The organism is Bradyrhizobium sp. U531 (assembly GCF_051710265.1).
Lineage (GTDB): Bacteria > Pseudomonadota > Alphaproteobacteria > Rhizobiales > Xanthobacteraceae > Bradyrhizobium.
Window position 1 is genome coordinate 178,836 of record NZ_JASVEN010000005.1, and the last position, 26,093, is coordinate 204,928.

General features: G+C 63.9%; 27 protein-coding genes. 16 read left to right on the plus strand and 11 right to left on the minus strand.

Going from position 1 to position 26,093, the window contains the following annotated elements:
- Window positions 1-334: 334 nt before the first annotated feature.
- A complete protein-coding gene (locus QRQ56_RS23380) occupies window positions 335-1,315 on the plus strand; it encodes a helix-turn-helix domain-containing protein (protein ID WP_438743292.1) in 981 nt (326 codons plus the stop codon).
- A gap of 158 nt (window positions 1,316-1,473) precedes the next feature.
- Here the strand turns inward: QRQ56_RS23380 and QRQ56_RS23385 are convergent, their stop codons facing one another.
- Window positions 1,474-4,215 (minus strand): EAL domain-containing protein, encoded by a 2,742-nt coding sequence (locus QRQ56_RS23385; protein ID WP_438743294.1) that lies wholly within the window; start codon window positions 4,213-4,215, stop codon window positions 1,474-1,476.
- Between the two features lie 55 nt (window positions 4,216-4,270).
- Entirely contained in the window at window positions 4,271-5,494 is a 1,224-nt protein-coding gene (locus QRQ56_RS23390) for a FecR family protein (protein WP_438743295.1), read from the minus strand.
- 130 nt (window positions 5,495-5,624) lie between these two features.
- On the opposite strand from QRQ56_RS23390, the gene QRQ56_RS23395 reads away from it, so the two are divergent.
- The 4 genes from QRQ56_RS23395 to QRQ56_RS23410 all read left to right on the plus strand — a co-directional run bounded on the left by QRQ56_RS23395 (window position 5,625) and on the right by QRQ56_RS23410 (window position 9,041).
- On the plus strand, window positions 5,625-7,421 hold the full coding sequence (locus QRQ56_RS23395) for a ShlB/FhaC/HecB family hemolysin secretion/activation protein (protein WP_438743296.1): 1,797 nt from the start codon (window positions 5,625-5,627) through the stop codon (window positions 7,419-7,421).
- A gap of 155 nt (window positions 7,422-7,576) precedes the next feature.
- Window positions 7,577-8,407, plus strand: a complete 831-nt coding sequence (locus tag QRQ56_RS23400; RefSeq protein WP_438743298.1) for an alpha/beta fold hydrolase — start codon at window positions 7,577-7,579, stop codon at window positions 8,405-8,407.
- A gap of 75 nt (window positions 8,408-8,482) precedes the next feature.
- Window positions 8,483-8,689, plus strand: coding sequence for a hypothetical protein (locus QRQ56_RS23405; RefSeq protein WP_438743300.1), 207 nt, complete (start codon window positions 8,483-8,485; stop codon window positions 8,687-8,689).
- A 34-nt stretch (window positions 8,690-8,723) separates the two neighbouring features.
- The gene (locus QRQ56_RS23410; RefSeq protein WP_438743301.1) at window positions 8,724-9,041 is read left to right on the plus strand and encodes a c-type cytochrome; all 318 of its coding nucleotides are present in this window, start codon (window positions 8,724-8,726) and stop codon (window positions 9,039-9,041) included.
- Between the two features lie 248 nt (window positions 9,042-9,289).
- Here the strand turns inward: QRQ56_RS23410 and QRQ56_RS23415 are convergent, their stop codons facing one another.
- Window positions 9,290-9,631 (minus strand): phasin, encoded by a 342-nt coding sequence (locus tag QRQ56_RS23415; protein ID WP_438743302.1) that lies wholly within the window; start codon window positions 9,629-9,631, stop codon window positions 9,290-9,292.
- 132 nt (window positions 9,632-9,763) lie between these two features.
- Window positions 9,764-9,949, minus strand: coding sequence for a hypothetical protein (locus tag QRQ56_RS23420; RefSeq protein ID WP_438743304.1), 186 nt, complete (start codon window positions 9,947-9,949; stop codon window positions 9,764-9,766).
- A 657-nt stretch (window positions 9,950-10,606) separates the two neighbouring features.
- Here QRQ56_RS23420 and QRQ56_RS23425 point away from each other — a divergent pair.
- Window positions 10,607-10,963: a hypothetical protein gene (locus QRQ56_RS23425; RefSeq protein WP_438743305.1), complete on the plus strand. Its 357-nt coding sequence runs from the start codon at window positions 10,607-10,609 to the stop codon at window positions 10,961-10,963.
- 46 nt (window positions 10,964-11,009) lie between these two features.
- On the opposite strand, the gene QRQ56_RS23430 is transcribed toward QRQ56_RS23425, so the two are convergent.
- A complete protein-coding gene (locus tag QRQ56_RS23430) occupies window positions 11,010-11,585 on the minus strand; it encodes a hypothetical protein (protein ID WP_438743729.1) in 576 nt (191 codons plus the stop codon).
- A gap of 44 nt (window positions 11,586-11,629) precedes the next feature.
- Window positions 11,630-12,160 carry a GcrA family cell cycle regulator gene (locus tag QRQ56_RS23435; RefSeq protein ID WP_438743306.1) on the minus strand — a complete coding sequence of 177 codons (531 nt, stop codon included), beginning with the start codon at window positions 12,158-12,160 and terminating at the stop codon, window positions 11,630-11,632.
- Window positions 12,161-12,328: 168 nt separating this feature from the next.
- Here QRQ56_RS23435 and QRQ56_RS23440 point away from each other — a divergent pair, with 168 nt between their 5' ends.
- Window positions 12,329-12,937 carry a S24 family peptidase gene (locus QRQ56_RS23440; RefSeq protein WP_008130247.1) on the plus strand — a complete coding sequence of 203 codons (609 nt, stop codon included), beginning with the start codon at window positions 12,329-12,331 and terminating at the stop codon, window positions 12,935-12,937.
- Window positions 12,938-13,034: 97 nt separating this feature from the next.
- A complete protein-coding gene (locus tag QRQ56_RS23445) occupies window positions 13,035-13,310 on the plus strand; it encodes a hypothetical protein (RefSeq protein ID WP_438743307.1) in 276 nt (91 codons plus the stop codon).
- A 39-nt stretch (window positions 13,311-13,349) separates the two neighbouring features.
- Here QRQ56_RS23445 and QRQ56_RS23450 read toward each other — a convergent pair whose 3' ends face one another.
- A complete protein-coding gene (locus QRQ56_RS23450) occupies window positions 13,350-14,324 on the minus strand; it encodes a quinone oxidoreductase family protein (protein WP_438743309.1) in 975 nt (324 codons plus the stop codon).
- 224 nt (window positions 14,325-14,548) lie between these two features.
- Here QRQ56_RS23450 and QRQ56_RS23455 point away from each other — a divergent pair, with 224 nt between their 5' ends.
- From QRQ56_RS23455 to QRQ56_RS23465, 3 genes are all read left to right on the plus strand, one after another.
- Window positions 14,549-14,749: a hypothetical protein gene (locus QRQ56_RS23455; protein ID WP_438743311.1), complete on the plus strand. Its 201-nt coding sequence runs from the start codon at window positions 14,549-14,551 to the stop codon at window positions 14,747-14,749.
- Window positions 14,750-14,896: 147 nt separating this feature from the next.
- Window positions 14,897-15,844 carry an AAA family ATPase gene (locus tag QRQ56_RS23460; RefSeq protein WP_438743312.1) on the plus strand — a complete coding sequence of 316 codons (948 nt, stop codon included), beginning with the start codon at window positions 14,897-14,899 and terminating at the stop codon, window positions 15,842-15,844.
- Between the two features lie 5 nt (window positions 15,845-15,849).
- A complete protein-coding gene (locus QRQ56_RS23465; protein ID WP_438743314.1) occupies window positions 15,850-17,238 on the plus strand; it encodes a vWA domain-containing protein in 1,389 nt (462 codons plus the stop codon).
- A 19-nt stretch (window positions 17,239-17,257) separates the two neighbouring features.
- Here QRQ56_RS23465 and QRQ56_RS23470 read toward each other — a convergent pair whose 3' ends face one another.
- A complete protein-coding gene (locus QRQ56_RS23470; protein ID WP_438743315.1) occupies window positions 17,258-17,440 on the minus strand; it encodes a hypothetical protein in 183 nt (60 codons plus the stop codon).
- Between the two features lie 348 nt (window positions 17,441-17,788).
- Between QRQ56_RS23470 and QRQ56_RS23475 the strand changes: the two genes are divergently transcribed.
- On the plus strand, window positions 17,789-18,010 hold the full coding sequence (locus QRQ56_RS23475; RefSeq protein WP_438743316.1) for a hypothetical protein: 222 nt from the start codon (window positions 17,789-17,791) through the stop codon (window positions 18,008-18,010).
- 41 nt (window positions 18,011-18,051) lie between these two features.
- Here QRQ56_RS23475 and QRQ56_RS23480 read toward each other — a convergent pair whose 3' ends face one another.
- A complete protein-coding gene (locus QRQ56_RS23480; protein ID WP_438743318.1) occupies window positions 18,052-19,425 on the minus strand; it encodes a hypothetical protein in 1,374 nt (457 codons plus the stop codon).
- Entirely contained in the window at window positions 19,418-19,642 is a 225-nt protein-coding gene (locus tag QRQ56_RS23485; RefSeq protein ID WP_438743319.1) for a hypothetical protein, read from the minus strand. Before QRQ56_RS23485 ends, QRQ56_RS23480 begins: the two co-directional genes overlap by 8 nt.
- A gap of 238 nt (window positions 19,643-19,880) precedes the next feature.
- Between QRQ56_RS23485 and QRQ56_RS23490 the strand changes: the two genes are divergently transcribed.
- The 4 genes from QRQ56_RS23490 to QRQ56_RS23505 all read left to right on the plus strand — a co-directional run bounded on the left by QRQ56_RS23490 (window position 19,881) and on the right by QRQ56_RS23505 (window position 24,601).
- Complete coding sequence (locus tag QRQ56_RS23490) at window positions 19,881-21,470, plus strand: ABC transporter ATP-binding protein (protein ID WP_438743320.1); 1,590 nt, start codon at window positions 19,881-19,883, stop codon at window positions 21,468-21,470.
- A complete protein-coding gene (locus tag QRQ56_RS23495; RefSeq protein ID WP_438743322.1) occupies window positions 21,454-22,545 on the plus strand; it encodes an ABC transporter permease in 1,092 nt (363 codons plus the stop codon). The genes QRQ56_RS23490 and QRQ56_RS23495 overlap by 17 nt, the downstream gene beginning before the upstream one ends.
- Window positions 22,532-23,449 (plus strand): ABC transporter permease, encoded by a 918-nt coding sequence (locus tag QRQ56_RS23500; protein WP_438743323.1) that lies wholly within the window; start codon window positions 22,532-22,534, stop codon window positions 23,447-23,449. Before QRQ56_RS23495 ends, QRQ56_RS23500 begins: the two co-directional genes overlap by 14 nt.
- A 75-nt stretch (window positions 23,450-23,524) precedes the next feature.
- Complete coding sequence (locus tag QRQ56_RS23505; protein ID WP_438743730.1) at window positions 23,525-24,601, plus strand: BMP family ABC transporter substrate-binding protein; 1,077 nt, start codon at window positions 23,525-23,527, stop codon at window positions 24,599-24,601.
- A gap of 105 nt (window positions 24,602-24,706) precedes the next feature.
- Here the strand turns inward: QRQ56_RS23505 and QRQ56_RS23510 are convergent, their stop codons facing one another.
- A complete protein-coding gene (locus QRQ56_RS23510) occupies window positions 24,707-26,056 on the minus strand; it encodes an 8-oxoguanine deaminase (protein ID WP_438743325.1) in 1,350 nt (449 codons plus the stop codon).
- Window positions 26,057-26,093: the final 37 nt, after the last annotated feature.

Below are 26,093 nucleotides of genomic sequence, written 5' to 3' on the forward strand. Positions count from 1 at the left end.
CAAGCGTTGTCCCACCCAGCAGCGCAGATCGCCGGTTCATACTCGCAAATTTTTCGGCGGTGTTTTCGTCCTGCTTTTCCGGGCCGCTCATTGTGCACTCCATTCTTTTTGATTTGACGCCGTGGTGAGGCGCTCCCGCTTTGGTTGTGAATGCTATCCTAGCTCACCCCCAATGTGAGGCGTAGTTTCTGCCACTGCGACGCCTTGCCGCTCGGCTTAAAAACGACGTTCTTTCAGTCGCATAGGCCAGCGCGTTTTGAAGCAAACTGTCGACGCCGCTTTTCAGACGCAATTCCCCCTGAGCTTGTCGGTACGTGCGGCAATGGAGAGCTTTATGCCTGGCACCGTTGCAGCTATGGACCGTCCGGCCCCGAGCGACGTCGTGACGTCCAGCGAGGTCACTATCGACGGATTCGAGCAGCTTCGAGCGGCGACACCGACGACACGCGCCGAGATCATCCAGATCGAGGCTGGTCGGATGCAGGGCCGGCTCAAACACGCCGGCGTCGGTAGTCTCTCGCTCGGACTGGGCAGCTTTTCGCGCGGGCTCATCTCGCGAGGTGTCTACAGCGACGAGCGCGTGACGATCGGCTTTCTGTTCAACTCGGGCGGACCCGGGTCTCGGAGGGCTGGTGCTGCCGGCATTCGCATCTGGTCCCCTGGCGCGGAACACGAAAGGCGCCACTACGCTGGCGCGTCGTTTGGCGCCGTAGCGCTACCGGTCGACGACCTGGTGCAGTTCTTCGGCCCACGCAGCCGCTTCGGCGATCCGGCAGCCTGGCTCAATAACAACTCATTTCAGACGGCGGCGGGAGGGGGGAGCACCTCGGCCTTCGCGCTGCGGAGCATCATGGCAGGATTCGATCGGCACGCCGGCAAGCTGAAGTCGTCCGAGGCGGAATATTGGAAGAAGGCGATAATCGAGAGTGTATGCTATGCGGTCTCGAATTCAGAGCGGTCCGATTTGTTCGTTTCCTCGCCACGTCGCCTTGTGAGAAGGGCGGAGGAGTATCTCGACAGCGTTGGTTCGGCTCCCGTCCACATCTCGGCGCTCACGACGGCGCTGGGCGTTTCACATCGGTCTCTCTACAGGGCCTTCGACGAGGTTCTCGGCATCGCTCCCATCGTGTATCTGCGACACAAAAGATTGTGCGAAGCTCGAATTCTTCTGCAGCAGAGCGCGAGCCCCGAGACGGTCGCTGACGTAGCCTTCCGTCAGGGCTTTTCCGATTTCGGGCGCTTCGCCGGATACTATCGAAAGCTCTTTGGCGAGGGTCCCTCGGCCACGCTGAAATGGTCGAGGCGCAGGGAATAGGCCGTTATCGACAATGTACCGTGTCAGCTAATGTTGAGGTCTGCTCTGGGTCATAAGGGGCGGTGCAGCAGACGCTGTCCTACGTCCGGCCTGCCGTCAAAAGCCGACAGATGACCTCAAGCGTTGTTCGGTTGAGGCTCAAGCGAAAACAGCCTGGCTCAGGCAGCGCTCACGGCTTCGAGCTCAGCCGCCAAAAATTGCTGTTCGAAAGCCTGCGCAGGCATCGGACGGCCAAAGAAATAGCCCTGCCCTTCCTCACATCCCATGCTGACCAGGAAGTCGGCGGTGGCGCGGTCCTCGATCCCTTCAGCCACGACTGTGAGGCCGAGCTGCTTGCTGAGGCCGACGGTCGAGCCGACGATGGCCGCGTCGTCGGAATTCGAGAGCAGGCCGGACACGAACGACCGGTCGATCTTGAGCCCGTCGAGCGGAAACTTCTTCAGATAGCTCAAGCTCGCATAGCCGGTGCCGAAATCGTCGAACAGGACCCGGACGCCGAGCTCCTGGATTCGCTTGAACATGGCGAGCACGCGGGCTTCGTCGAGAAGCAGGATGTCCTCGGTGACTTCGAGCTCGAGCAGCGACGGCGTCAGCCCCGTCGATTCAAGCAAGGCCGCGACCGCATGCGCAAGATCGCCGGAGTGAAGCTGCGATGGCGAGAGGTTGATCGCGACGCGGGCGGCATTGCCGGACAGCTCCCAGGCGCGCGCCTGGCGGCAGGCCGTCTCCATCACCCAGTTTGCGATCCGCTCGGACAGGGCCGAAGTGTTGACCACGGGCATGAACTCGCCGGGCGAGACGTAGCCGCGCACGGGATGTCGCCACCGGATGAGCGCTTCGGCGCCGACCAGGCTGCCGTCGATCAGACGAACCTGGGGCTGATAGAACAGTTCGAACTCGCCGCGATCCGCCGCCAGCGCCAGCTCGCTCTCCAGCGTCAGCCGGCTCTCCAGCTCCTGCCTGATCGCGGCCTCGAAGACCACATGGCTGCCGCGACGCGTCATCTTTGCCTTGCTCAGCGCCAGATGAGCGTTGCTGAGAAGGTCGTCGGCGCCCTGTCCGCTTTCGGGATAGACCGCGACGCCGATGCTGATCCTGACGCGGTGCTGGCGCGTGCCCGTCGCCAGCGGCGTTTCGAATGCGCGCGCGATCCGCTCGGCGAACGCCACGACGGACTCGCTACCGTCTGCGCCTGCGCGCGCGATCGCGAATTCATCGCCGCTGAGCCGGGCGACGATCGTCCCGTCTCCGGCCTCGCCCTGCAGGCGAGCAGCGACCGCCTGCAGCACGAGATCGCCCGCCGAATGTCCGAGCATGTCGTTGATGCTCTGGAAGCCGTCGAGCCCGATCACGAGCAGAGCGACCTCGCGGGATCTGCGCTCCGCATCCGCGATCATGCCGGCCAGTGCGCCATGCAGCGTGTTGCGGTTGGCAAGTCCGGTCAGAGCGTCATGTTCCGCGAGATATCTGACGCGTTCGGCTTCGCGTTTGCGGACCGAGATGTCGCGCAGGATCGCACCGTACTGAAAGCCCTCCGTTCCCTGCCAGCCCGAGAAGCTCGCCTCGACGGGAAAGGTTTCTCCATTCTTGCGCCGCCCCTCGAACTCGACGACGACCGCCCCGCCAGGAACCAGCAGCGCCTGGCGCGCGGCGTCGTGCATGGAGGGCGCCGCATCATCCTTCGCGGGCACCGCGCACAGCGTGTCGAACGGACGGCCGATGATCTCGGCGGGCGTGTAGCCGAAGATCGCACTCGCGCCGGGATTCCAGACCGTGATCCGGTGATCCTCGTCGGTGCAGACGAGACCGTCGCCGAGCGACATCGCGATCCGGTGAAAGCGGCTTTCGGCGATCCGTCCCAGGAGACCTCGGAAATCGATCTCGTCCAGCGCGGTCGCGGTCAGGTAGGCGACGATCGCGATATGGAGCAGCGACGTGTCGATGACGAAGGACCATTTTGCCTGCACGAGGGCCGCGACCAGCTCGATAGCGGCGCCGGTGGCGACGAGGACTGCGACGCGCATTCCAGGCGCGGAGCGGCGCCACGAATACATCATCAGCAGGCAGATCACGCTGAGGCCCAGGATCATGCCGACATCGGACGTCCAGCGCAGCATCCGGCCCTGAAGGATCGATTCGGCGGCCATCGCCTGCAGGACAGGCCCCGAGACGATCTTGCCGTTGGGAACGCTGAAGCGGTCGCCGAGCTCGAGCGCGGTGGCGCCGACAATGATCTTCTTGTCTCTCAGCCTGTCGAGCGCAGCAGGATCGCCGCGCAGCACGTCGACATAGGAGACGGTCGGAATGGAGGCCGCACGAATGCTGAAATCGATCAGGAAAGGCGGCCGCCGGTTGGCGTCTTTCCCCGCCAGCACGACGGCCATCGAGGGTATCAAGACATCGCCGAGCTTCTCGCCGAACGGATAACGGCGAACGAGCCCGTCGGATTCGACGGCGACGTTCACGACGGCCGGCCAGGACTGGTTGCTGAACGGCTTCAAGGGACGATTGATGTGGGCCGGACCACCATTCGGCGTCGGTTGCTTGAAGGACGGCAGGACCGTCGAGCCGCCGACCTCGCGAAGTGCCCTGAGGAACGCCTCGTCGGACGCCGCGTCGGACGGCGAGCTGAAGTCGACGTCGAAGGCGACTTCCCCGGCGCCTGCCGAAGCGAGTTGGTGCAGCAGCTCGGCGTGCAGCCGGCGCGGCCAGGGCCACACCCCGATCCGTTCGATGGACGGTGCGTCGATGGCCACCACGACGACGTGGCCGCTGGCCTCACGCGATTGCCAGGCGAACCGCAGGTCGGTGAGCGCATTGCGAAGCGCACCGTGCCATCCCGTGGACAGCACGATCGCAAGCGCGATCACGACTAGGATATGCGGCCGATAGCGTTTCACTCCGATCCTCCCGCGCCCGCTTCTGCAGGCGCCCCCTTGCTGCTAGGAAGCCGCCTCAGCGTCTGCCGTAGGCGTGACCATGGCCGTTGCTGCCGTTACCGCCGCCGTTGCCATTGCCGTTACCGTTGTTGCCCTTGCCGTTGCCGGTGGCGCCGTTGTTGCCGTTGCCGCCGCCATTGCCGTTACCGTTGCCATTATTGCCATTGCCGGAATTGCCGTTGCCGCCGGCGTTTCCGTTGCTGGCCGCTGCGGCTATCGCGGCGCCCGCATTCGACGAGCTGCTGTTGCCGGCCGCTGCAGCAGCGCTTGTGGCCACCGCGGTCTGGACGGCGCTGCTGGACGTCGTGGTGCTGCTGTCGCTCCAGACCGTCTCGGTCGCGACGCCGGCGTTGGCGTTCGCGTTGCGCACCTGTCCGGGAGCCACCGCGCCGTGAGCGAGCCCGCGCGTGACCTTGTGGAAGTTCAGCTTGACCTCTCCGAGCGAGCTCGAGATGCGCACGACGCCGGGCTTGGAAACATGACCGCCGGCCGCCTGATGGGATGGCTTCGGCGTGGCGGCCGTCTTGGCTCCCTTGTCGATCGGGCCGAGCGCGTGGATCGCATGACCGTTCGCGGCATTGCGGGGCGCCGACAGGCCGGATTTCGGCACGGGCACGCGCTCGATCGACGAGGCGCGCGGCTTGCCCTGCTCGATCGCATTGAACGTGCCGGCACCGCTCAGGCTGAGACCGGGCTTGCCGTGCTCGAAGGCGGTGGCGGCCTGCCCCGGCATGACCTGGGCAATCTGTCCCGTCTTGAAGTCGGAGACCTCGACCTGGCCCCGGAGCACGCCGACCTTGGTGCTTCCCGCGCCGACCGTCACGCTGAACTGCGTTCCCTTGACCACGGCGGCGAGATAGGGCGTCTCGACCTCGAAATGCTTGACGTTGCGCTTCTCGACCTCGAGCAGGATCGAACCCGCCTGCTGGACGATGGTGGTCGAGAGTCCCTCCTTCTTCTCGGTCGGCAAGCCGACCACCGAGTTGGGGGAGATCAGGATCGTTTCCTCGCCGCGGACCAGCAGAACGCGTCCATTGCGGCCGGTGCGAATGGTGTCGCCCGGTTTCAGCGCGCCGTCCTGGCTCAGCGACACCTGCTGCGCGCCGTCCGTGGCGAGCCAGACCTCGCCCGAGGACTTGCTGACGGACCACACACCGTCATCCCCGGCGGATGCGGCGGAGGCCGTTCCCAGGATCAGCGCTGCCAAAAGAGCGCGCCGCATTCCAAATCTGCCAAGCATGACCAACCCCAGTCCGCGTTACAGCCAAGCCTGAGGGGTATCCGAAATCACTCAAGATAGAATTAGCGGGAAGCGGCCAGAGAAGAGGCCGGATTAACCAATCATTGACCATAAAAAACTATGAAAAATCATGCGCCTAACGAAGCCTTACCGCGCCACCGGGAAAACTCCGCATAATTACGGGGACCGGTTCGCTGTGCGGGTTGATAAATGGCATCTCGTTACCGCGTTGGCCCTGTTGGCGCCGATTTTCACCGGAGTTTCCCAGGCATTCGCCCAACAGGCCAACCAGCCGGGCTTCGATCCTCGGCAGCCCGAGAAATACTTTGAAAACCAAACCGAGCGGGAAACGCTGAGCCGTCCGCCGGTCAGGCTGCCGACGGTCGGCCAGCCCAACACCAGCGGCGATACCAAGCCGCAATTCGCGTTGCGCGGCGTCAGCGTCAGCGGTGCCCACGCGGTCTCCCTCGATCGGATTGCCGCGGTCTATCAGCCCTATCTCGGCAAGAAGGTCTCGCAAGCCGATCTCGCCGCAATAGCGGGCGCGATCAGCGACCTCTACCGCGCCGACGGTTTCCATCTGAGCCGGGCCATCGTGCCGCCACAGGACATCGCGGACGGCCAGGTCCGGATCCAGGTCATCGAAGGCGCCATCGTGCAAGCCGAGCTGAAAGGCGACGGCGCCGAGCAGTTCGGTGTCAGGCCGATGCTCGGCCCGGTTTTAGCCGAGCAGCCGTCGCGCCTTGCAACGCTCGAGCGCCAGCTCTTCCTGATCAACGGCAGGCCCGGCGTCCGGATCACCGATACTGCGCTCGAGGAAATCGGCGGCACCTCGGGCCGCTTCCGCCTCACCGTCTCTTTGAAGACCTGGCACGTCTTCTCCTCGTTTGGCCTCGACAATCTCGGATCGTCGTCGGTCGGCCCTTGGCAGACCTACGCCACCGGCGCGTTCAACTCCTATCTCACGCCGGGAGACACGCTGGCCGTCAACCTGTCGACTATTGCCAACGATCCTCGTCAGCTCGGTTTCGCGCGGCTGTCCTATGACACGCCCGTCGGCGTCGACGGCGTGCGCCTCGGCGCATCCGCCCTCTACAGCGCGGTCAGGCCGGGAGATGCCCGCCGCCTCGACAGCGACATCACCACGACCGAGGCTTTCGAGCTGCGCGCCAGCATCGTTCCGCTGCAATCCCAGTCCTCGACGCTCACGCTGACGGCGGCGACGACTTTCAGCAACGTGTCTGAGCACGATCTTTACGGGACCTGGTACAACGACCACATCAGGACAGCGAGCCTGACGGCCGACTACCGGCTGCAGGATCCCTTCGGCGGCACCAATTTCGCGACGCTGACCTACCGCCACGGCCTCGACGTCTTCGGCGCCTCGCATTTCGAAGACGATCTGCTGTCCCGCGACGGCGCCTCCTCGAACTTCTCCGTGCTGAACCTCTGGTTCACGCGCTACCAGACACTCAACGATGTCTGGTCGCTCAAGCTCGCCGCCGCGAGCCAGACGGCGTCGCGGCCGCTGTTCACTTCGCAGCAATTCTATCTCGGCGGCGCTGCCTTCGGCCGTGGCTATGGCGCAGCGGAGATCAGCGGCGACAACGGCCTGGCCGGCTCGCTCGAACTGCGCTTCGACCAGAAGCTTAATTTCCGCTACTGGACCGGCTATCAGCTCTACGCCTTTGGCGACGCTGGCGCCGTCTGGAACGACGGCTATCGCCTGAGCGACGGCCTGTCGCTCACCTCGGCTGGAGCCGGCGTGCGATTCTTCCTGCCAGACGATCTCCAGGCCGATCTCGGCGTGGCCGTGCCCTTGAGCTACCGGGCACCGGACAACGAGCGCCGCAGCCCCCGTTTCCTGTTCACGCTGTCGAGCGCGTTCCGGCTCTGCCCCAACCGCGGCACCCCCGGCTGTCTCTAGCCGCCTGTCGTTCGCGCGGTCGGACGGGGCCCTGCCGCCTTTTTGCGGCCTTGCTCACAGACTTGCCTAAATTTAATCCCGTAACCTGCTCACGATCGCTCGATCCGGGAGTTTCCGATGACCATGTTCAGCCAAACGTGATTTGAGACCAGGCCATGAAGAGGGTGTTTGCAATACTGGCGTTTCTCTGCGTCCTAGGCGTCGGGGAATATCTCGTCGTCAGCCGGTTTGCGATCCGCCATGAGAACATGGCGCTGTTCGACGACCAGCGGCAGCGGCCGATCGCGGTCGAACTGGCGGTACGGCGCGACTACGAGACCAAGGCCAATCTCGGCCTCTGGAAGCTGCCGCTCGCCATCATCAGCAACGGCAATACCGTCAAGGCCACCGAATATTCATTTCTGGCCAACGTGCTCGCCGCGCGCGGCTATCTGGTTGCCAGCATCCAGCAGGACCTGCCGAGCGACCCACCGCTGATGACGCAAGTCGGCCAGCAATATGTCGGCCGGCGCGAGGTCTATATCCGCTGCGAGGCCAATATCCTGTTCGTGCTGGACAGGCTGAGAAGGCAGCAGGAGAACGTCGATTACGACCACATTACCCTCGTCGGGCACTCCAATGGTGGCGATGTCTCCATGTATGTCACCCATCAGCACCCGGAGTTGGTGTCGAAGGTGATTACGCTCGACAATCTCAGGGTGCCCTTCGTGCTCAACGACGGCATGAAGATCCTCTCGTTCCGATCGAAGGACCCGCATTTCTTGACCGATCCCGGCGTGCTGCCGACGCCGGAAGAGGCCAAAGCGCGCGGCATCGACATCGTTCATACCGGCGCGCAGCACACGGAGATGAGCGATCGCGGCCCCAACGCGGTTAAGGAGAAGATCCAGGAAACCCTCGACCGCTTCCTGCGCGACAGCGCCAGCAGCGCCCTCGCGCCGGCCGATACGAAGACCCCGATGATCATGAACCCGGGCGATTATTAGCCGAAATCGCTTTGCGGCAGATCAAGGCGGCTCCGAGCCAGCGGGCTACAAGGTCCCATGGCCTCGGAGAGACACGTGTCCAACTATATCGAAAGTGTTGATGCGAAAAGTCTCGACACCAGAAGTCTTGACACGACAAGCCTTGATATAAGAAGTCTTGGTCTGCCCGCGGCGAGAATGCCCGCATTCCTGCGGCATCTTCATCGTTCGGCCCGCAAGCTGCTGCGGTCGATCATCGCTCGCATCGATCTCTCGCAATTCCCGGGATCGTGCTGCGGATAGGCATGCGGCGCAACGAATGCATGAAGGTTACCCTATGCGCCAGCATTTGAGACAAATCTGCCTGTTGCTTGCCGTAACCTCAAGCCTCGGCACCTCTGCCGCGCTCGCAGCGGACGCCAATCACGGCGCCGACCTCGCCAAGCGCTGGTGCGCGAGTTGCCATGTCGTCGCCGCCGGCCAAACCCAGGCGAACGCCGACGTCCCCTCCTTCGCCTCCGTGGCGCGCAGGCCGGACTTCAGTCCAGAGCGGCTCGCCTTCTTCCTGCTCGATCCGCACCCGAAGATGCCCAACTTCCCCTTGAGCCGTATCGAAGCCGGCGACATCGCGGCCTATATCGCATCGCTGCGCTAGAGCCATGATCCGGAAAATCGTTCAGCGGTTTTCCGAAAAGATCATGCTCGAACGATAAGATCGGCCCGGGCACGACACCTGCCACAAATGCAAATCCCTGCCGGAGGACCGACAGGGATCAGCAGAAGAGATGACTGACGGCGAATGGTGTCATTCGGTGGCCCGTCATGGATCTGCACCAGCATCGAAGTGCGGATCTTCACGCCGCGCAAGTTCAATTTATGAGCAGGCTGTGCACAAGCCGGGAATCAGGACTTGCCCTTGCCCGGCTGCATGAGACTGCCGGTCATCTGGCGCATGTGATCGCCGGCGCTGGTGAACTGGCTGCGCAGGAACTCGGACTGGATCCGCATCGCCTCCTGAATGTCGGTGGCATGGACCAGCTTGCGCGCATGCTCGAAGGCCGACTTCATATTCTGCTCGGTGAACATCAGCGCCTGCTTCGACACCTCGGTCCCCGCGCCGGGAACGGACGACACCGACTTGGTGGCGGCTTCGAAAAACATGCCGAATGCTTTCTCGGCCTGGTCAATCGTCTTCTCGGCCAGGTCGCGCAGTTCGGCCGGAACTTCAAGCTTCGGTTCGATCATGGTCGCACTCCCTCTGTTTTCCCAACGAATACCACACTTGCCGGACCGCGTTCCAGCGGCCAGCCCATGGGAAACGGCGCCGGCGGCCCGGCTCCGGCAGGAAAAAACGAAGAGACGGCGTTAAAGCCGGGTTCAGGACAAGGGGCGCTCGGGAAGAGCTTCCTCGGTGGCGAGGTCTTCGACCAGCTTGATGACCTCGAAGCGCTGACGCGGCGCGAGCTTGAGGAACGCGCGGAGCAGGCGCAGACTTTCGACCGTGCCGGTCGCGGGCGCGCCGAGCCTGAGGTGCAGTTCAGCCGCGAAATTGACGTTCTTCATTCCGCACCTCTGACAAGCATCGACCTTCGTGATCCACTCAAGAACCGAACGCCCTGGCAGGACTCCACGTCGGGGCCCTTTGGCGACGAACTCTCGACCGGGTGGCCCCGGCCGCTGGCACGCTGAACGAACATGTCGAAACGACGGGCTCAACCGTGACGGTTGCAACTATGACAAGTAACAACCCTTCCGGCAAGTCCAACCCTCGATAGAGTGATGCTTCGTCTGCATCGCACCACGGCAATTCCGGATAACAGGAATAGCGATCGCCGTCACCCACCTGCGTCAAGAAGCGTCATCAATCACGCACGGAGCCCCGATCGCTGTCAATCAGCCAAACGTTTCTGCCTGTTTCCGATAGGGACGGACATGAGCGACGAATTGGTACCCACCGGTCCATACACGTCATTGTTGTGTTGGGCTTCGACGGTTGTCCCCCGCGACAAAATGAATCGTACGGCCGGGCTCCAGCGCCCGCTTCGGCACAGGAGTCGCTCGGATCGATCGGTGCGGAAATGTTTCCGCCCATGAACGGTTGTCCATGAACCGTTCTCCATGAGCCGGCGACCAAGCGGGTGCGACACGGCCACGCGGATAACGAGCGCCATGGCTGAAACTCTTCGATTCGGGCGCGCGTCAGCATCAAAGGACGACGGCATGCTTTCTCGCTGCGATCTCATCAAGGGCGCCGCGGCCGCGCTTCTTACCCTCTCGATACAAGGCGCATGGGCGCAGGAGACCAAGATGAACCTGTTCAAGATCATCACCGTCAAGGACGAGATCGTCGTCGGGTTGTCGGCGGATGAACTCAAGGGGCTCGGCGGCAATGATGCGAGCGCGGTCGCGCACGCGCTGGCACAGAAGGGCGATCTCACCGTCTGGCAATACAACGTGCATCGCGGCCCGAACGGCGAATTGCAGCAGGCCCCGACCGCCAAGATCGGCCTTCTCGCCAACGCCTCGCTCCGCGTCGAGCCCTATACGACGCCTTACCAGATCGTACCGCATCCGTGAGTGACGCCCCGGTACGCCGGCGGCCGCGGCCGCCGGCGTGCCTTCTTCATCTGCGCGGCTCCGCCCGCCGCGTCCCCGCCTCCGTCGCAAAGCCGTAGACCAGCGCCAGCCGGTCAAGGCATTCGCGAAAACGACGCGCAAAATAGTCGTTCCAGCGTTGCGTCCGGACGGCGCGACGCACGCTGATCTGATCCATGCTCAGGCCCAGGACCAGCACGTCGTGCACCAATGCGGCGCCGTCGACGCCAAGCTCGCGCTCGACCCGGTTCAGCCGCAACACCGCCTGGCGCTGGCTCTCGGTGACAGGCTCGCGCGAGCGCGCGCCGTCGACATATTCCCTGGTCGGGTCCATTGCCTGAGGCCCCCGCTCCGCCCTTTCCCAGTCATTCTGGAAGGCGCGTCCGCCGAGGAATTGCGCCTCGTCGACCTGGTGGTGAGCCTGCAGCCGACCCAGCGGATCGCCACGGATCGACCGGATAGCCGCGATCTTCTCACCGGGATCGAGCGCCAGCGGATTGTCGACCTCCACCTCCGCCACTTCGGCATTGAACGGCAGCTCCCGCAACCGCCGGTCGTAGATTCTCGCCAATCTGTAAGACTTGTTGCGTCGGGCACGTGCCAAGCGAATGCTCCTTTGCGAAATTGACGGTTGAACGGCTGGCGCGATCACGCCGCGGAGACCAGCCTCAGCACGACGGGACCGGAGACACGGGCGGCCGCGGCCCCGGAGCGGCGGGTCAGGCGCGCATGCGGCGCGCAATAGCTGGAGCCGGGCCGGCAGGGATGGCCGCAGAAGGCGATCTCCTCGCCCTCCTTGTCGCCGCCATAGGGATAGCGGCAGTCGGCCGGCTCGAGGTCGACCAGTTGGACCAGGCGTGGCTGAACGCCGACGCAGCGCAACTTCACGGGCGCCGCCGGCTTCATTGCAGACTTCGGCGGCACGTTGAGGTTCGGCAGCACCGCACGGCGTGGCGAAACCGGGCCCTCGCCCGGCAAGTACGGCGCGAGGGATGGGCTCGTGATCCATTCCGGTATGACGAGTCCGAGCCGCTTGGCCCGGCCGATCACCGCATTGCGCGTGTAAGCCGTTCCAAAGCTTGCGTTAATCTGTCTTGCGATCTCCGCATAAGACATGCCCTTGCGAAAATGGTCGCGAAGCGCGTCGGAGTGCTCCGACGGCCAATGGCCCGGTTCCATGATGCTGTCCTGTGATGCGCCTCGTCCGATCGCATGACCGGAGCCGGCGAAACATACATTCCGGTATTCCGAAGCAAGAGTCAATCGATAATTCTGATATTCATAATTGCATCAATTCCGAATTTCGGATTACAAGAGGCAAGACGGTGTGCAATCGAGGGAATCACCATGTTGGACGTTGCAATGATCGAGCGGGGCCTGGAGAAGACGGGCAAGAGCAAGGGCGGCCTGGCGGCAGCCATGGGCGTGCGGCCCGGCGCGGTCTCGGAGATCCTCGGCGGCGAGCGTCTGGTGAAGGCCTCTGAGATCATTCCGATCATGGAATATCTCGAGCTCAATCTCGCGCCGATCATGGGGCGCGTCGGTGCGGGCGCCGTGATCGAGCCGGACTACGAGCAGGTTCCTCCGGAGGGGCTCGGCGACATCGCGCTGCCCTTCCCGATCATGGAAGAGACCGTCGCATTCGAGATCGTCGGCGATTCCATGCTGCCCAAATACGAGAGCGGCGACGTGATCGTGGTCTACAAGGACCAGCGCCATCCGCTGTCGAGCTTCTACGGCGAGGAGGCCGTGGTCCGGCTCAAGACCGGCGAGCGCTATTTGAAGACGATCGAGCGGGGCAAGACCCCGTCCGTCGTCAATCTCAACAGCTTCAACGCCAAGCCGATCGTCGGCGTCAAGCTGGACTGGGTCGGGGAGATCTGCCTGTCGATGCCCAAGGGACAGCTCGAGCGGCTGCGGGCCAAGTCGGCGCGCCCGCGCAAGAAGGGCAAATGACAGCGATTTCCGCTTTTCGGAAATTACTCTTGACTTTATTCCGTTTTTCAGAAATACTCTGCCGCGCCTCCGGTAAGGAGCGCGGCAGGATCGTTTCATGCAGTATTTCGTGGTGATGATCGACTATGGACGGCGCGGCCGGGAGGCCGTGGTCGACCCTGAAATCACGAGGCGCGAGGTTATTTCCCGCATCGCCTCGGGCGAGTACCGCAACATCTCGTTCATCCACGAGGTCGCGGAGAACGCGGTCGAGGACGTCACCGAGGCCATCCTGACCGAGGCCGCCCTGCCCGAAATCCCGCCTGAAGATGTCGACCTGCAGGCAATCCGCCTCGATCACGCCCGTGACCTGCGCAAGCACGAGAGGACGTGACGCAGGCTCAGGGAGCCTGCGCCACCGCCCGTTCGGAGGTTACACCGTGAGAACGGTCGATCCCGTGGTCTTGCGCGCGGCAAGATCGGCATGCGCCTTGGCGGCATCCTTCAGCGCATAGGTCTGGTGCACCTCGATCTTCACCGCACCGGACTTGACGACGTCGAACAACTCGCCGGCCATCGCGACGAGGTTCTCCCGCTTGGCGGCATAGGTGAACAGGGTCGGGCGGGTGACGTAGAGCGAGCCCTTCTGCGCGAGCAGGCCGAGATTGAGCGGCTCGACCGCGCCGGAGGATTGACCGAACAACGCGGCGACGCCGAGCGGCGCGAGACAATCCAGCGACTTCAGGAACGTGTCCTTGCCGACGGAATCGTACACGACCGGCACCTTCTTGCCGCCCGTGATCTCGTCGACGCGCTTCACGAAATCCTCGCGCGTGTAGATGATGACATGGTCGCAGCCATGCGCCTTGGCGAGCTTGGCCTTCTCGTCGCTGCTGACCGTGCCGATCACGGTCGCGCCGAGATGCTTGGCCCACTGGCTGAGGATGAGGCCGACGCCGCCGGCTGCGGCGTGGAGCAGGATGGTGTCGCCGGCCTTCACGCGATAGGTCTGCCGGATCAGATATTGCGTCGTCAGCCCCTTCAGCATCATCGCCGCCGCGGTCTTGTCATCGACGCCGTCGGGCAGCTTGAGCAGGCGATCCGCGGGGATCACCCGCGCCTCGGAATAGGCACCGAGCGGCGAGGCACCATAAGCGACGCGATCGCCCGGCTTCAGATCGGTGACGCCGGGGCCGACCTCCTCGACCACGCCCGCAGCCTCGCTGCCGAGTCCACTCGGCAACTGCGCGGGGTAAAGGCCCGAACGGTTATAGATGTCGACGAAGTTGAGACCGACGGCGGTGTGACGGATGCGCGCCTCGCCCGGCCCGGGCTTGCCGACACTGACCTCCTCCCACACCAGGACTTCCGGACCGCCGGTCTTGTGAAAACGAATGGCATGCGTCATGGGGCGTTGCTCCCTTATTGTTGCGATGATGGCAGAAAGCCTGATCGGCGGTGAAATAGGCATTTGGTCCGCCCGTTACAGTATAGAAGACGTAACAAGAATGTCACAGCGAACGACAAACACCCGCCGTTCCGTCTCTGTTCGAAAGAGTTGATGGTGGCTCCCGGGCAACCGGCAGTAGCTTCTGCGCGGGGTTTGGTGGTCGCCTGCGAAGGAGAGCCGAGATGCCAGCTTACGTACAGCATCATCAGGATATCGAAATCGCGCCTGTGATTTGCCCGACATGCATCGGGTTCCTGCCGATGTATGTCCGCGAGGTCGAGCCGCATTGGAGCCTTGCCAAGATCGACTTCGTCTATGAGTGCGCCGATTGCGGCGCCGAGGTCCGGCAGACGATCCGCAAGCCGGAGGTGCTGCGGCACTGATCCCAGGCGAACGGCGAGCCGCTCGACTATTTGCGTTCAGCGGAAAAACGCCGTTCTCGCGGGTCTGATGTCTCCCAAACGAGGCTTGTTCTTTGCCGGGAACGCAGGCAGAACAAGCTTCAAGCAAGACCTTTGGGAGCGCCTTTCGTGGCTGAACAGAAGGCCTCGACCGCGATCGAGGCAGTGGAGAGCGGCCTCGCCGCGCAGGGCTACATCGCGAGCCGGCAGATCGCGACAGCCGTTTATTTGTCGCAGCAGATCGAGAAGCCGATCCTGGTCGAAGGCCCCGCGGGCGTCGGCAAGACCGAGCTCGCCAAGGCTATTGCGGCCTGGCGCGGCATGAAGATGATCCGCCTGCAATGCTACGAGGGCCTGGACGAAGCCAAGGCGCTCTACGAGTGGAAATACGCCAAGCAGCTTCTCTACACGCAGATCCTCAAGGACAAGCTCGGCGAAGTGCTGGGCGGTGCGCAGACGCTGCATGCGGCGCTCGACCAGCTCCACGATTTCGGCGACGTGTTCTTCTCCAAGGAGTTCGTCGAGCCGCGTCCGCTGCTCCAGGCGCTGGAGCAGCCCGGCGGCTGCGTGCTGCTGATCGACGAGATCGATAAATCCGACGCCGAGTTCGAGTCGCTGCTGCTGGAGATTTTGTCCGACTTCCAGGTCACGATCCCCGAGCTCGGCACCGTCTCGGCGATCACGCCGCCGACGGTGATCCTCACCTCCAACAGCGAACGCGACCTTGGCGATGCGCTGAAGCGGCGCTGCCTGCATCTGCATATCGGCTTCCCCGAGCAGCGGCTCGAGGAACGCATCGTCGAGAGCCGCGTGCCCGGCATCTCGCAGGCGCTGCGCCGGCAGATGGTCGGTTTCATCCACGAGATCCGCTCGCTCGATCTGAAGAAGCTGCCCTCGGTCAGCGAGACCATCGACTGGGCGCGCGTGCTGGTGCTGCTCCAGGCCACCGAGCTCGACACCGACATCGTCAAGGACACGCTCAACGTGCTTCTGAAATACGAAGCCGACATCGAGGCCGCTTCGCCGCAGGTGACGACTTTCATTGCCAAGGCGGCCCGGTCGAACGTCTTCGGTTGACGCCGATGCGCGAGAATCTCCATCGTTTCTTTCGGGCCGCGCGGGGTGTCGGCGTCCACGTCTCGCCGGCCGAGAGCATCGATGCGATGCGCGCGGTCGCGAAAGTCGGCATCTCCGAACGTGACGTTCTGCGGGACGCGCTGCTCCTGACGCTCGCAAAGTCGCAGGACGAGAAGCTCGCGCTCGGCGATTGCTTTGACCTGTTCTTCAGCCAGCCGGAACCGCGGAAGGACCAGCCCGAGGCCGACAGCAACGACGACGCCTCGCAAGACAACGACCAACAGGCGGATCAATCCCCGTCAGGTTCGACCAGCGAAGCGGGCGAAGGCCAGCCACCCGAAAGCCTCGGCCCGCTTGCGCAGATGCTGCTTTCACAGGATCGCAACGCGATCCAGGCCGCAATCGCCAGTGCCTCCGGCGCGGCCTCCCTGTCCGATATCCGCTACTCCACCCAGCGCGGCATCTTCTCGAGCCGCATCCTCGACGCCATGGGCCTTCAGCGCCTGCGCGACGATCTCGACGGACTCACCGCATCCAATCCCGCGCTGGCCGAGCGTCTGCGGGCCGCGCTCGACGCCTTGCGCGAGGCCGTGCGCGACACCGTCTCGCAGGGCCTTGCACTTTACGCCCGCGAGGAGGCCGAAAACCTCCGCAACGAGATTCTGCGCAACGCGCCGCTTGCCCGCATCGAGCGACGCCAGGTCGCCGAGATGCGTGCGCTGATCCGCCAGATCGCGCGCCGCTTGCGCGAGCGCTATTCCAAGCCGCGCAAGCGTCAACGCCGCGGCCATCTCGACGTGCGCCGCACGCTCCGCCGCAACGCCGCCTGGGGCGGCGTGCCGTTCCTGACCGCATGGAAGCGCAAGCATCGCGACCGGCCGAAGATCGTGGCGCTCTGCGACGTCTCCGGCTCGGTCGCCCAGGTCTCCGATTTCTTCCTGCTGCTGATCCATTCGCTGCACGAGGTCGTCGACGACGTCCGCTCCTTCGCGTTCTCTTCGCACCTGATCGAGGTCAGCGACGTCCTGAAGGCAAAGTCGCCGGAAGAGGCGATGGCCGAGATCATGTCCAAGGTCGGCTTCGGCTCGTCCGACTACGGCTCCTCTCTTGTCGATTTCGAGAAGGATTTCATGAGCACGCTGACGCCGCAGACCACGGTGATCGTGCTCGGCGATGCCCGCAGCAACAATCTCGACCCGCGCGCCGATATCCTGCGCCGCGTCTCCGAGCGCTCCAAGCGACTGGTCTGGCTCAATCCGGAAGGACGACTCGCCTGGGGCTTTGGCGATTCCGAGATGCCGCGCTACGCGACGTTCTGCACCGTCGTGCGCCAATGTGCCACCGCGCAGCAGCTTGAGCGCGCTGTGTCGGATATCGTGGCGACTTATCAGTAGGTCTCACGCGCGATCCGCGTTAGTTTCGCGCGAGCCCGGCTTGCCCTCCGTTGCACTCCCGGAAGTGGTAGGCGATTTCGTCGAGCGCGCGCTGCTCCCATTCTTCGGCCTGCGTCAGCCAGAAGATCCGGCGATCAAAATCGCGGGCCGCACGCTCTCGGCACAGAAATTCCTGACTGCGAATTTCAACCAGCCTGTTCATGCACTCCACTCCCTGCGCGTGAAGTCATTTCCCACGAATCAAGCTAGCAGAATCCTGGATTGCCGGCCTCATGATTTCGCACCCGTCTCGTCGCATAATGGGACAGCGATGCTTCCCGTGCACTGCGGTAGCTTGCAGCGCAGCATCACCTTCGGATCAGCAATTAGTGATCGAGACACACGGACGAATTTCGCGATCGAGCGATCTATTTCTCGTGTCGCTACAACGTGCGGCAATTCGTGAAGAGACGTTCTAAACAGCTCACCGGATTCCCGACTCATTGTCGTCGCATGGTCTTCATGCAGCGTCGCTAACAGGGGCGCGAACGTTACGATCGCTTGAGGCAGTATGAGCAACGATTTCGACTTCGAACTTTCGCCGGACCAATGGGAAGCGCTGCGCACGCTTCGCAACTCGCCGTCGAATGGCCGGCTCTCGAAGGCCTATCTCGTCGATGGCCTGGTCGCGCTCGGCCTCGTCGCCATCAACGACGGCGTGCCCGTGATGACGCCAGCCGGGCGCAAGGTGCTCGTGCGCGGATCGTGCCGGCTGCTCGATCTCGTTGCGTGACAGGGTCGCGCTGATCATCCCCGCCGTCGTCTTCGCAGAGGTCAGTCATTCCACGTCAGGAGCGGCGATCCATACGCCCTTCGCCAAACCGACAGGAAGCGCGGAAACCAGGAGTGAGCCACCGCGCCCTGATACGCCCAGGTGCGATATTTCAGACCCTGCTCGGAAATCAATTCCGGATATCCGCCGTGCAACTCCGTCGCGGCCCGAATATCCCGCAATATTCCCTGGGCGCAGGAGCGATAGGTATAGCTCCCCGAGAATTCATCATAGTCCAGCATGCGATCGGCGAACTCGACGTTGAACGTCGGCCAGGACGATCGCCCCTGATAGGCCGGCGCCGCGATCTTGTGGATCATCTTGTTGCGCGGATTATCCGCGGACACCAGGAAGTGGAACGTAGAGGGGATGCGGAAGCGCGGCTCGGCAATGATCAGGTCCGCCGTAGCCGCGAACAGCGCCCGCTCGCCCGCATCGTTGAGATCCCAGAAGCCGCGATGCACGCTGACGAAGTCCAGCGCGACCATCGAGGCCGGCGGACCGTTCGGGCCATCCAGGGAATGCCTGATGAATCCGTCCCTGCCGAACAAGCGGAGCAGGTCCTTCTTGTATTGCGCGAGGTCGCGCCCGAGCAGCCGCTTCAGCTCGTTCTCGTCAACGATGCCGAGCTGCACGCTCCACAGGAACGTCGTGTAAACGCAGGCATTGGTCACGAACCGACGGCGCTCGGCGCGGGTGTCCGTTGCGGCGGAGCGAGGGCCTTTTGCATCACACAGCAAGTACCTGGCGCCGTCATGGTCGAATGGCTCGAGCTCGCTTCCGAGCTTGAGGACCGCACGCCGCAAATCGCCGCCATATTCGGCCAGCAACAGCCGACCCGCATGCGCGCATTGCGACATCGCCAGATAGGATGGCGCCCTCTGATCGGCCGAGATCATCTGCTGCAGGCCGGCCAGGATCCCCAGCAGCGTATCCGACGGACGCGAGAAGTAATTCACGCCGAGATACCGGCTACGCCCCGCAGGGACGATGGTCGTCGTCACGACGTCGGCGCGAACCGCCTCCAGCAACAAGCGGATGCTCTTGTCGAGCAGCCGAGCCCGCCGCACGGCGTCCTGCGCATCCATGATGGTCTCGGGATCGAGGACATCAGGATAGAACCAGGCGAAGTCGCGGGGATAATAGGCCGACGCGTGAGGTGCGCCCGTGACCAGGAAGGCTTCGGTCGCGGAAAAAGCGCTGTCCATCGCGTGCCGGTAGAGGTCCTCGATGGCCGACAACGAATGAGGTAATTTCCTCAGGAAACGATCCCCGAGAAAATTCACCGCCTGGAGGGCATCGGCGACAAGCGTGGCAGCAAGGCCTTTGTAGAATCGGTTTTCGCGCTCTGAAGACAACGAGGTATCGCTATTCATATGCGGCCAGGGTCACTCCGATGGTGCGGCCACCAGCCAGACCATGGCTGATTCGTATTTCCTCCAGATGACGTTCCAGTCTCCGGCGGGCACGCACAATCCCTTCGCCGAGCGGTACATTTGGAACGACCTTGGCGGCCCCTATCTCGATGAACTCTCTCTTCGCCGGACCGCGGCAGCCATCATCAAGGCGGCCCGCATACGCAATATTTTTCAATCGGTTATCGGAACGGTACGGCGGCAACGACCACCGGCGTGGTCGGCCGGCGCCCGATTTGACTTGAACCGTCACGAATCTACAAGAGGCGCGATCCGAGCCTTGCGCGGGGGATCGCGCAGCGTGCTCGCCGACGCGCCGCGGGCACCACCCCTCCGCCGAGGCGTTGAGCAAGGGATGACGCATTTTCACACCTTACGCCGGGGTACAAACTAGCCCACTATCGGGTCATTTCACCATGCAAGCGCAGCAGCGAATGTTGGATTCGACACCTGACGGCCAGACTTCCGGCGAGTCCCCGCTGCTGCGGACAATCGGGCTCACCAAACGGTATGGCGATTTCCTCGCCAACGATTCCATCGACATCGATATCCGGCCCGGCGAGATCCACGCGGTCCTCGGCGAGAACGGCGCGGGCAAGTCGACGCTGGTCAAGGCGATCTACGGGCTGATCCAGCCCAGCGCCGGCGAGATCCACTGGCAGGGCCGGCCTGTCGTGCTGTCCGGCCCCTCGGACGCGCGCAGCCGTGGCATCGGCATGGTCTTCCAGCACTTCTCGCTGTTCGACAATCTCACCGTCGCCGAGAACGTCGCGCTCGGCCTCGACGGCAAAGAGTCCTTCAGGGACATGTCGGCGCGGCTTGCGCAGGTGTCGAAGACCTACGGCCTCCCACTCGATCCCCGGCGCGACGTCTGGCAATTGTCGGTCGGCGAGCGCCAGCGCATCGAGATCGTCCGCGCCTTGATGCAGGATCCCAAATTCCTGATCCTGGACGAGCCTACGGCCGTCCTGACGCCGCAGGAAGCCGATCAGCTCTTCGTCGTGCTGGAGCGCCTCAAGGCCGAAGGCCGCGCCATCCTCTATATCAGCCACAAGCTCGAGGAGGTGAAGCGGCTCTGCGACACCGCAACGATCCTGCGCGGCGGCAGGAAGGTCGAGACCTGCAATCCCCGGCGCGAGACCGCAGCTTCGCTCGCGCGCATGATGGTCGGCGGTGAGATCAGGGAGGCGAAGGCGGCGTCCGGCCGCACAGCCACCGCGCCCCGGCTCGTCGTCGAGGATCTTTCGCTCGCGCCCGGAGAAGCCAATGGCGTGCGGCTGGATCGCATCTCGTTCGAGCTGAAGGGCGGCGAAATCCTCGGCATCGCCGGCGTCGCCGGCAACGGCCAGGACGAATTGTTTGCTGCGCTATCCGGGGAGCGCTTGTCGAAGCACGCGGCCACCGTGGTGATCGAAGGCACCCCCGCCGGCCACCTCTCCATCACGCAGCGACGCAGGCTGGGCGCGGCATTCGTGCCCGAGGAACGGCTCGGCCATGGCACCGTGCCGCGCATGAAGCTGTCGGAGAATGCACTGCTGACCGGACATGCCGCGAGCGGCATGGTCCATCGCGGCTTCATCAATATCGCGGCCGCCCTGCAGACCGTCGACCGAACAACCGAGATGTTCGACGTCCGCAAAGCCAAGCGCGATCCGGAGGCCGCATCGCTCTCCGGCGGCAATTTGCAGAAGTTCATCGTCGGACGCGAGATTCTGCGCAATCCTGCTGTGCTGGTGGCGAGCCAGCCGACCTGGGGCGTCGATGCCGGCGCCGCCGCCGTCATTCGCCAGGCGCTGCTTGATCTTGCAACTGCGGGCGCCGCCTTGCTCGTGATCAGCCAGGATCTCGACGAGCTCGAGGAGATCGCCGACCGCATCGCCGTGATGTTCCACGGCAGGCTGTCAGCGCCGCTCGCCACCAGCGCGGCGACGCGCGAGCAAGTCGGCCTTCTCATGGGCGGCGGCAGCCTGCAGCTACAGGAGGCCGCGCATGCAGTTGGTGCTTGAGAAGCGGGCCGAGCGCTCAGGCACGGTTGCCCTGGTCTCGCCGCTGATCGCGGTCGGCCTCACGGTCGTGACCATGGTCATTCTGTTTGCGATCCTCGGCAAGAATCCGCTGCTCGCCCTGCACGCCTATTTCATCGCGCCCCTGACCGACGGCTATTCGCTGCAGGAGATCGCGGTGAAGGCAACGCCACTGGTGATAATCGCGATCGGGTTGTCGCTCTGCTATCTCGCCAATGCCTGGAATATCGGCGCTGAAGGCCAATTCCTGATCGGCGCGGTGGCTGGAAGCTGGATCGCGGTGCGAACGCAAGGCACCGACGCCGGCGCCTGGGTCTTCCCCACCATGCTCGTCCTCGCTGCCGCAGCAGGCGCGCTCTATGCGCTGATCCCGGCGATATGCAAGGTGAAGTTCGGTGCCAGCGAAATCCTGACCAGCCTGATGCTGGTCTATGTCGCCGACCTCGTCCTCGACTATCTCGTGCGCGGCCCCTGGCGCGATCCGCACGGCTTCAACTTCCCGACCACCGCCGAGTTCGACCCGGTTGCGACGGTCCCGCTGCTGATCGAGGGCGGCCGGCTGCATCTCGGCTCGATCATCACGCTTCTTGTGGTCGCGGCCGCCGCAATCCTGCTCGGGCGCACCCTCAAGGGTTTTGAGATCCGCGTCGTTGGCGCGGCGCCCCGCGCGGCGCGGTTCGGCGGCTTCAAAGCCGATCGGCTGATCATCCTGACCTTCGCAATATCAGGCGCGCTCGCGGGCCTCGCCGGCATCATCGAGGTTGCAGGTCCCATCGGTCATCTCCAGCCCGGCATTTCCCCGGGGTACGGCTTTACGGCGATCATCGTTGCCTTCCTCGGTCGGCTGAATCCGCTCGGAATATTGGTTGCGGGCCTTTTCCTCGCGTTGACCTTCATCGGCGGCGAGCAGGCACAAATCGCGATGAAGATCCCGCTGGATGTCACCAAGGTCTTTCAGGGCATCCTGCTGTTCTACGTGCTCGCCTGCGATTCCCTGATCCTCTATCGCTTCAAGCTGGTCTTCCCCAACCGACAGGTGACACGTGGAGCTGGTTGAGGCCATCATTCTTTCGGTGCTCGCCGCGTCGACGCCGCTGCTGATCGCTGCGACCGGTGAACTCGTCGCGGAGCGATCCGGCGTGCTCAATCTCGGCGTCGAAGGTATGATGATCGTTGGCGCGGCCTGCGGCTTTGCCGGGGCGTGGCTGACCGGTTCGATCTTCATCGGCGCGCTGTTCGGCATCGTCGCGGGCGTTTTGATGTCGCTGATCTTCGCATTGATGACGCTCGGCCTTGCCGTCAACCAGGTCGCGACGGGCCTCGCGCTGACCATTCTCGGCGTCGGGCTGTCAGGACTGATCGGCGCCGGCTTCGTCGGCGAGCGCATCACGCCTGCCGTTCACCTCTCCATTCCAGGCCTCACCGACATTCCGCTGATCGGCCGCGTGCTGTTCGGCGAGGATGCTTTCGTCTATTTCTCCATCGCGCTGATCGTCGGCGTCTGGTGGTTGCTGTACCGTACGCGCGCGGGGCTGATCCTGCGCGCCTGCGGCGACAATCACGCCTCTGCCCACGCGCTCGGCTATCCCGTGTTGCGCATCCGTACCTTCGCCGTGATGTTCGGTGGTGCCTGCGCCGGGCTTGCCGGCGCCTATCTGCCGCTCGCCTATACGCCGTTCTTCATCCCGGGCATGACCGCGGGCCGTGGCTGGATCGCGCTGGCGCTGGTGGTGTTCTCGTCCTGGCGGCCGGGCCGGCTCGTGGTCGGCGCCTATCTGTTCGGCGCAGTGACGATCCTGCAATTGCACGCGCAAGGCTGGGGCATCGGCATTCCCTCGCAATTCATGTCGGCACTGCCTTATCTTGCGACAATCATCGTTCTGGTTCTGCTCTCCCGCGCGCGCAGTGGCGGCTCGACCGCGCCGGCCGCGCTCGGCACCGTGTTCGTACCAGACCGCTGAATTTCATTTCGCGACGCGCGCGATGGGGCTCGCGCGTTGCGGATCTTGGCTTTCCCCTGATGTTGGAGATCGATGATGTGGAAATCACTCGTTGCGCTGGCCACCGGGTTCTTGCTTGCCGGAAGTGTCGGCGCAGCCTCCGCCGCCGACAAGCTCAAGGTCGGCTTCATCTATCTCGGCCCGATCGGAGACCTCGGCTGGACCTATCAGCACGACCTCGCGCGCCAGGCGCTGGTGAAGGAGCTGGGCGACAAGATCGAGACCACCTATCTCGAGAACGTGCCCGAAGGCCCCGACGCCGAGCGCTCCATCGAGCAGCTCGTCCGCGCCGGCAACAAGCTGATCTTCACGACCTCCTTCGGCTACATGGACCCGACGCTGAAGGTCGCCAGGAAATATCCGAACGTGCATTTCGAGCACGCCACCGGTTACAAGCGCAATCCGAACATGTCGACCTACTCGGCCAAATGGTGGCAGGGCCGCTACATCCAGGGTCTGATCGCGGCCAGGATGTCGAAGTCGGGCGTGCTCGGCTATATCGGCTCGTTCCCGATTCCGGAGGTCGTCTCCGGCATCAACGCGACGGTGCTGGCGGCGCAGACCATCAACCCGAACATCAAGGTCAAGATCATCTGGGCCAACACCTGGTTCGACCCGGGCAAGGAAGCCGACGCCGCCAAGGCCCTGATCGACCAGGGCGCGGATATCATCATGCAGCACACGGATTCGCCCGCCGCGATGCAGATTGCCAGCGAACGCGGCAAGCTCGCCTTCGGCCAGGACTCCGAGATGATCAAGTTCGGCCCGAAGACCCAGCTGACCTCGATCCTCGACACCTGGGGCCCCTACTACATCGAGCGCGTCAAGGCCGAGCTCGCGGGAACCTGGAAGTCCGAGGACAGCTGGGGCGGCCTCGACAGCCACATGTTCGCGATGGCGCCCTACACCAACATGCCGGACGATGTGAAAAAAATGGCAGAGGATGCCCAGGCCGCGATCATTGCGGGCAAGCTGCATCCCTTCAAATGCCCGATCATTGGGCAGGACGGCAAGCCGGTCGAGTGCAAGGGCGGCGAACATCTCGACGACGGGCAGATCCTCGGCATGAATTTCTACGTGAAGGGCATCGACGACAAGCTGCCGGGCAAGTAGCACGCTTCTTGCTTTACCCAATTCACCTGCTCCTCCCGGAGGAGGTTCGGAGGGGGTGGCCAGAAGCACCCGGCACTTGTGGTCGCCCCCTCCTTCAATTCGTCCCTATCCCGCCTGCATCGCCCGCGCCGCGGAACCGTGGCGGCGGATGAGATCGGCGACATCGAGGCCCGGGATCGCACCGTCGATCACCGCCCATCGTCCTGCCACCATCACACGGTCGGCCCGATGTGCCCCGCATAGCACCAGCGCGGCCAGGGGATCGCCATGGCCGGAGAAGCGCAGCTCGTCGAGCTTGAACAAAGCGAGGTCAGCCGCCTTGCCGACGGCGATCTCGCCGAGCTCCGGCCGGCCGACGCAGGCCGCCGAACCCTTGGTGGCCCAGCGCAGCGCGTCCTTGTGGCTGACCCTGGTTACCCCGTAGCGCGCCCGCTGCAGCAGGAAGGCGGCACGCACCTCCTGCATCAGGTTCGACCCGTCGTTCGACGCTGAGCCGTCGACGCCGAGCCCGATGCCGACACCAGCCTCCTCCATCTCGCAGACCGGGCAGCAACCCGATGCCAGTATCTGATTGCTGCACGCGCAATGGCTGATGGTCGTCCCGGCCTTGCCGAGCCGCTTCATTTCATCCGCGTTGAAATGGATGCCATGGGCAAGCCAGGTTCGCGCGTTGAGCCAGCCGCACTGCTCGAGATAGTCGAGCGGGCGGCAGCCGAACATCTGCTGGCAAAACCTGTTCTCGTCCTCGGTCTCGGCGAGGTGGGTGTGCAGGCGCACGTCGAGCTTGCCGGCAAGATCGGCGGTGGCGCGCATCAGCGAGGTCGTCACCGAAAACGGCGAGCACGGCGCCAGCGCGATCTGCACCATCGCATCCGCACCGCGCTGATGATGTTTTGCGACGACGCGTTCGCTGTCGGCGAGGATCGTGTCCTCGTCCTGCACCACGCTGTCGGGCGGCAGGCCGCCGTCGCGCTGCGACAGGTTCATCGAGCCGCGCGTCAGCAGCACGCGCATGCCGAGCCGCTTGGCCACGGCCACCTCGATATCCACGGCGTCCTCGAGCCCCGCCGGGAAGACGTAATGGTGATCCGTCGTCGTGGTGCAACCTGACAGCAGCAGCTCGGACATCGCCACGGAAACGCTGAGCTCGAGCGCCTCCGGCGTCAGCTTCGCCCAGACCGGGTAGAGCGCCTGCAGCCAGGGAAACAGCTCGCGGTCCATCGCCGCCGGCAGTGCCCGCGTCAGAGTCTGGTAGAAATGATGATGGGTGTTGATCAGGCCCGGCAACACGACGTGTTCGCTTGCATCGAACACCGCGACATCCGCCGTCGCAGGCGTGCCGCCGGCCGGCACGAGCTCGACGATCCGGCCATCCTTCACCACAATCCCGCGCGCGGCGCCGTCGGCGAGGATGGAACGCGGATCCCTGATCCAGATCGGCTTCGTGTCGCCCATGATCCCGCTTCTCCCTCACATCGGCCGACGGCCAAAC

Coding starts and splice junctions, on each gene's coding strand:
- QRQ56_RS23380 (WP_438743292.1), top strand. CDS start 335: ATGCCTGGCACCGTTGCAGCTATGGACCGTCCGGCCCCGAGCGACGTC.
- QRQ56_RS23390 (WP_438743295.1), bottom strand. CDS start 5,494: ATGCTTGGCAGATTTGGAATGCGGCGCGCTCTTTTGGCAGCGCTGATC.
- QRQ56_RS23395 (WP_438743296.1), top strand. CDS start 5,625: ATGCGCCTAACGAAGCCTTACCGCGCCACCGGGAAAACTCCGCATAAT.
- QRQ56_RS23400 (WP_438743298.1), top strand. CDS start 7,577: ATGAAGAGGGTGTTTGCAATACTGGCGTTTCTCTGCGTCCTAGGCGTC.
- QRQ56_RS23410 (WP_438743301.1), top strand. CDS start 8,724: ATGCGCCAGCATTTGAGACAAATCTGCCTGTTGCTTGCCGTAACCTCA.
- QRQ56_RS23415 (WP_438743302.1), bottom strand. CDS start 9,631: ATGATCGAACCGAAGCTTGAAGTTCCGGCCGAACTGCGCGACCTGGCC.
- QRQ56_RS23420 (WP_438743304.1), bottom strand. CDS start 9,949: ATGAAGAACGTCAATTTCGCGGCTGAACTGCACCTCAGGCTCGGCGCG.
- QRQ56_RS23425 (WP_438743305.1), top strand. CDS start 10,607: ATGCTTTCTCGCTGCGATCTCATCAAGGGCGCCGCGGCCGCGCTTCTT.
- QRQ56_RS23435 (WP_438743306.1), bottom strand. CDS start 12,160: ATGGAACCGGGCCATTGGCCGTCGGAGCACTCCGACGCGCTTCGCGAC.
- QRQ56_RS23440 (WP_008130247.1), top strand. CDS start 12,329: ATGTTGGACGTTGCAATGATCGAGCGGGGCCTGGAGAAGACGGGCAAG.
- QRQ56_RS23445 (WP_438743307.1), top strand. CDS start 13,035: ATGCAGTATTTCGTGGTGATGATCGACTATGGACGGCGCGGCCGGGAG.
- QRQ56_RS23450 (WP_438743309.1), bottom strand. CDS start 14,324: ATGACGCATGCCATTCGTTTTCACAAGACCGGCGGTCCGGAAGTCCTG.
- QRQ56_RS23455 (WP_438743311.1), top strand. CDS start 14,549: ATGCCAGCTTACGTACAGCATCATCAGGATATCGAAATCGCGCCTGTG.
- QRQ56_RS23465 (WP_438743314.1), top strand. CDS start 15,850: ATGCGCGAGAATCTCCATCGTTTCTTTCGGGCCGCGCGGGGTGTCGGC.
- QRQ56_RS23470 (WP_438743315.1), bottom strand. CDS start 17,440: ATGAACAGGCTGGTTGAAATTCGCAGTCAGGAATTTCTGTGCCGAGAG.
- QRQ56_RS23475 (WP_438743316.1), top strand. CDS start 17,789: ATGAGCAACGATTTCGACTTCGAACTTTCGCCGGACCAATGGGAAGCG.
- QRQ56_RS23480 (WP_438743318.1), bottom strand. CDS start 19,425: ATGAATAGCGATACCTCGTTGTCTTCAGAGCGCGAAAACCGATTCTAC.
- QRQ56_RS23490 (WP_438743320.1), top strand. CDS start 19,881: ATGCAAGCGCAGCAGCGAATGTTGGATTCGACACCTGACGGCCAGACT.
- QRQ56_RS23495 (WP_438743322.1), top strand. CDS start 21,454: ATGCAGTTGGTGCTTGAGAAGCGGGCCGAGCGCTCAGGCACGGTTGCC.
- QRQ56_RS23505 (WP_438743730.1), top strand. CDS start 23,525: ATGTGGAAATCACTCGTTGCGCTGGCCACCGGGTTCTTGCTTGCCGGA.
- QRQ56_RS23510 (WP_438743325.1), bottom strand. CDS start 26,056: ATGGGCGACACGAAGCCGATCTGGATCAGGGATCCGCGTTCCATCCTC.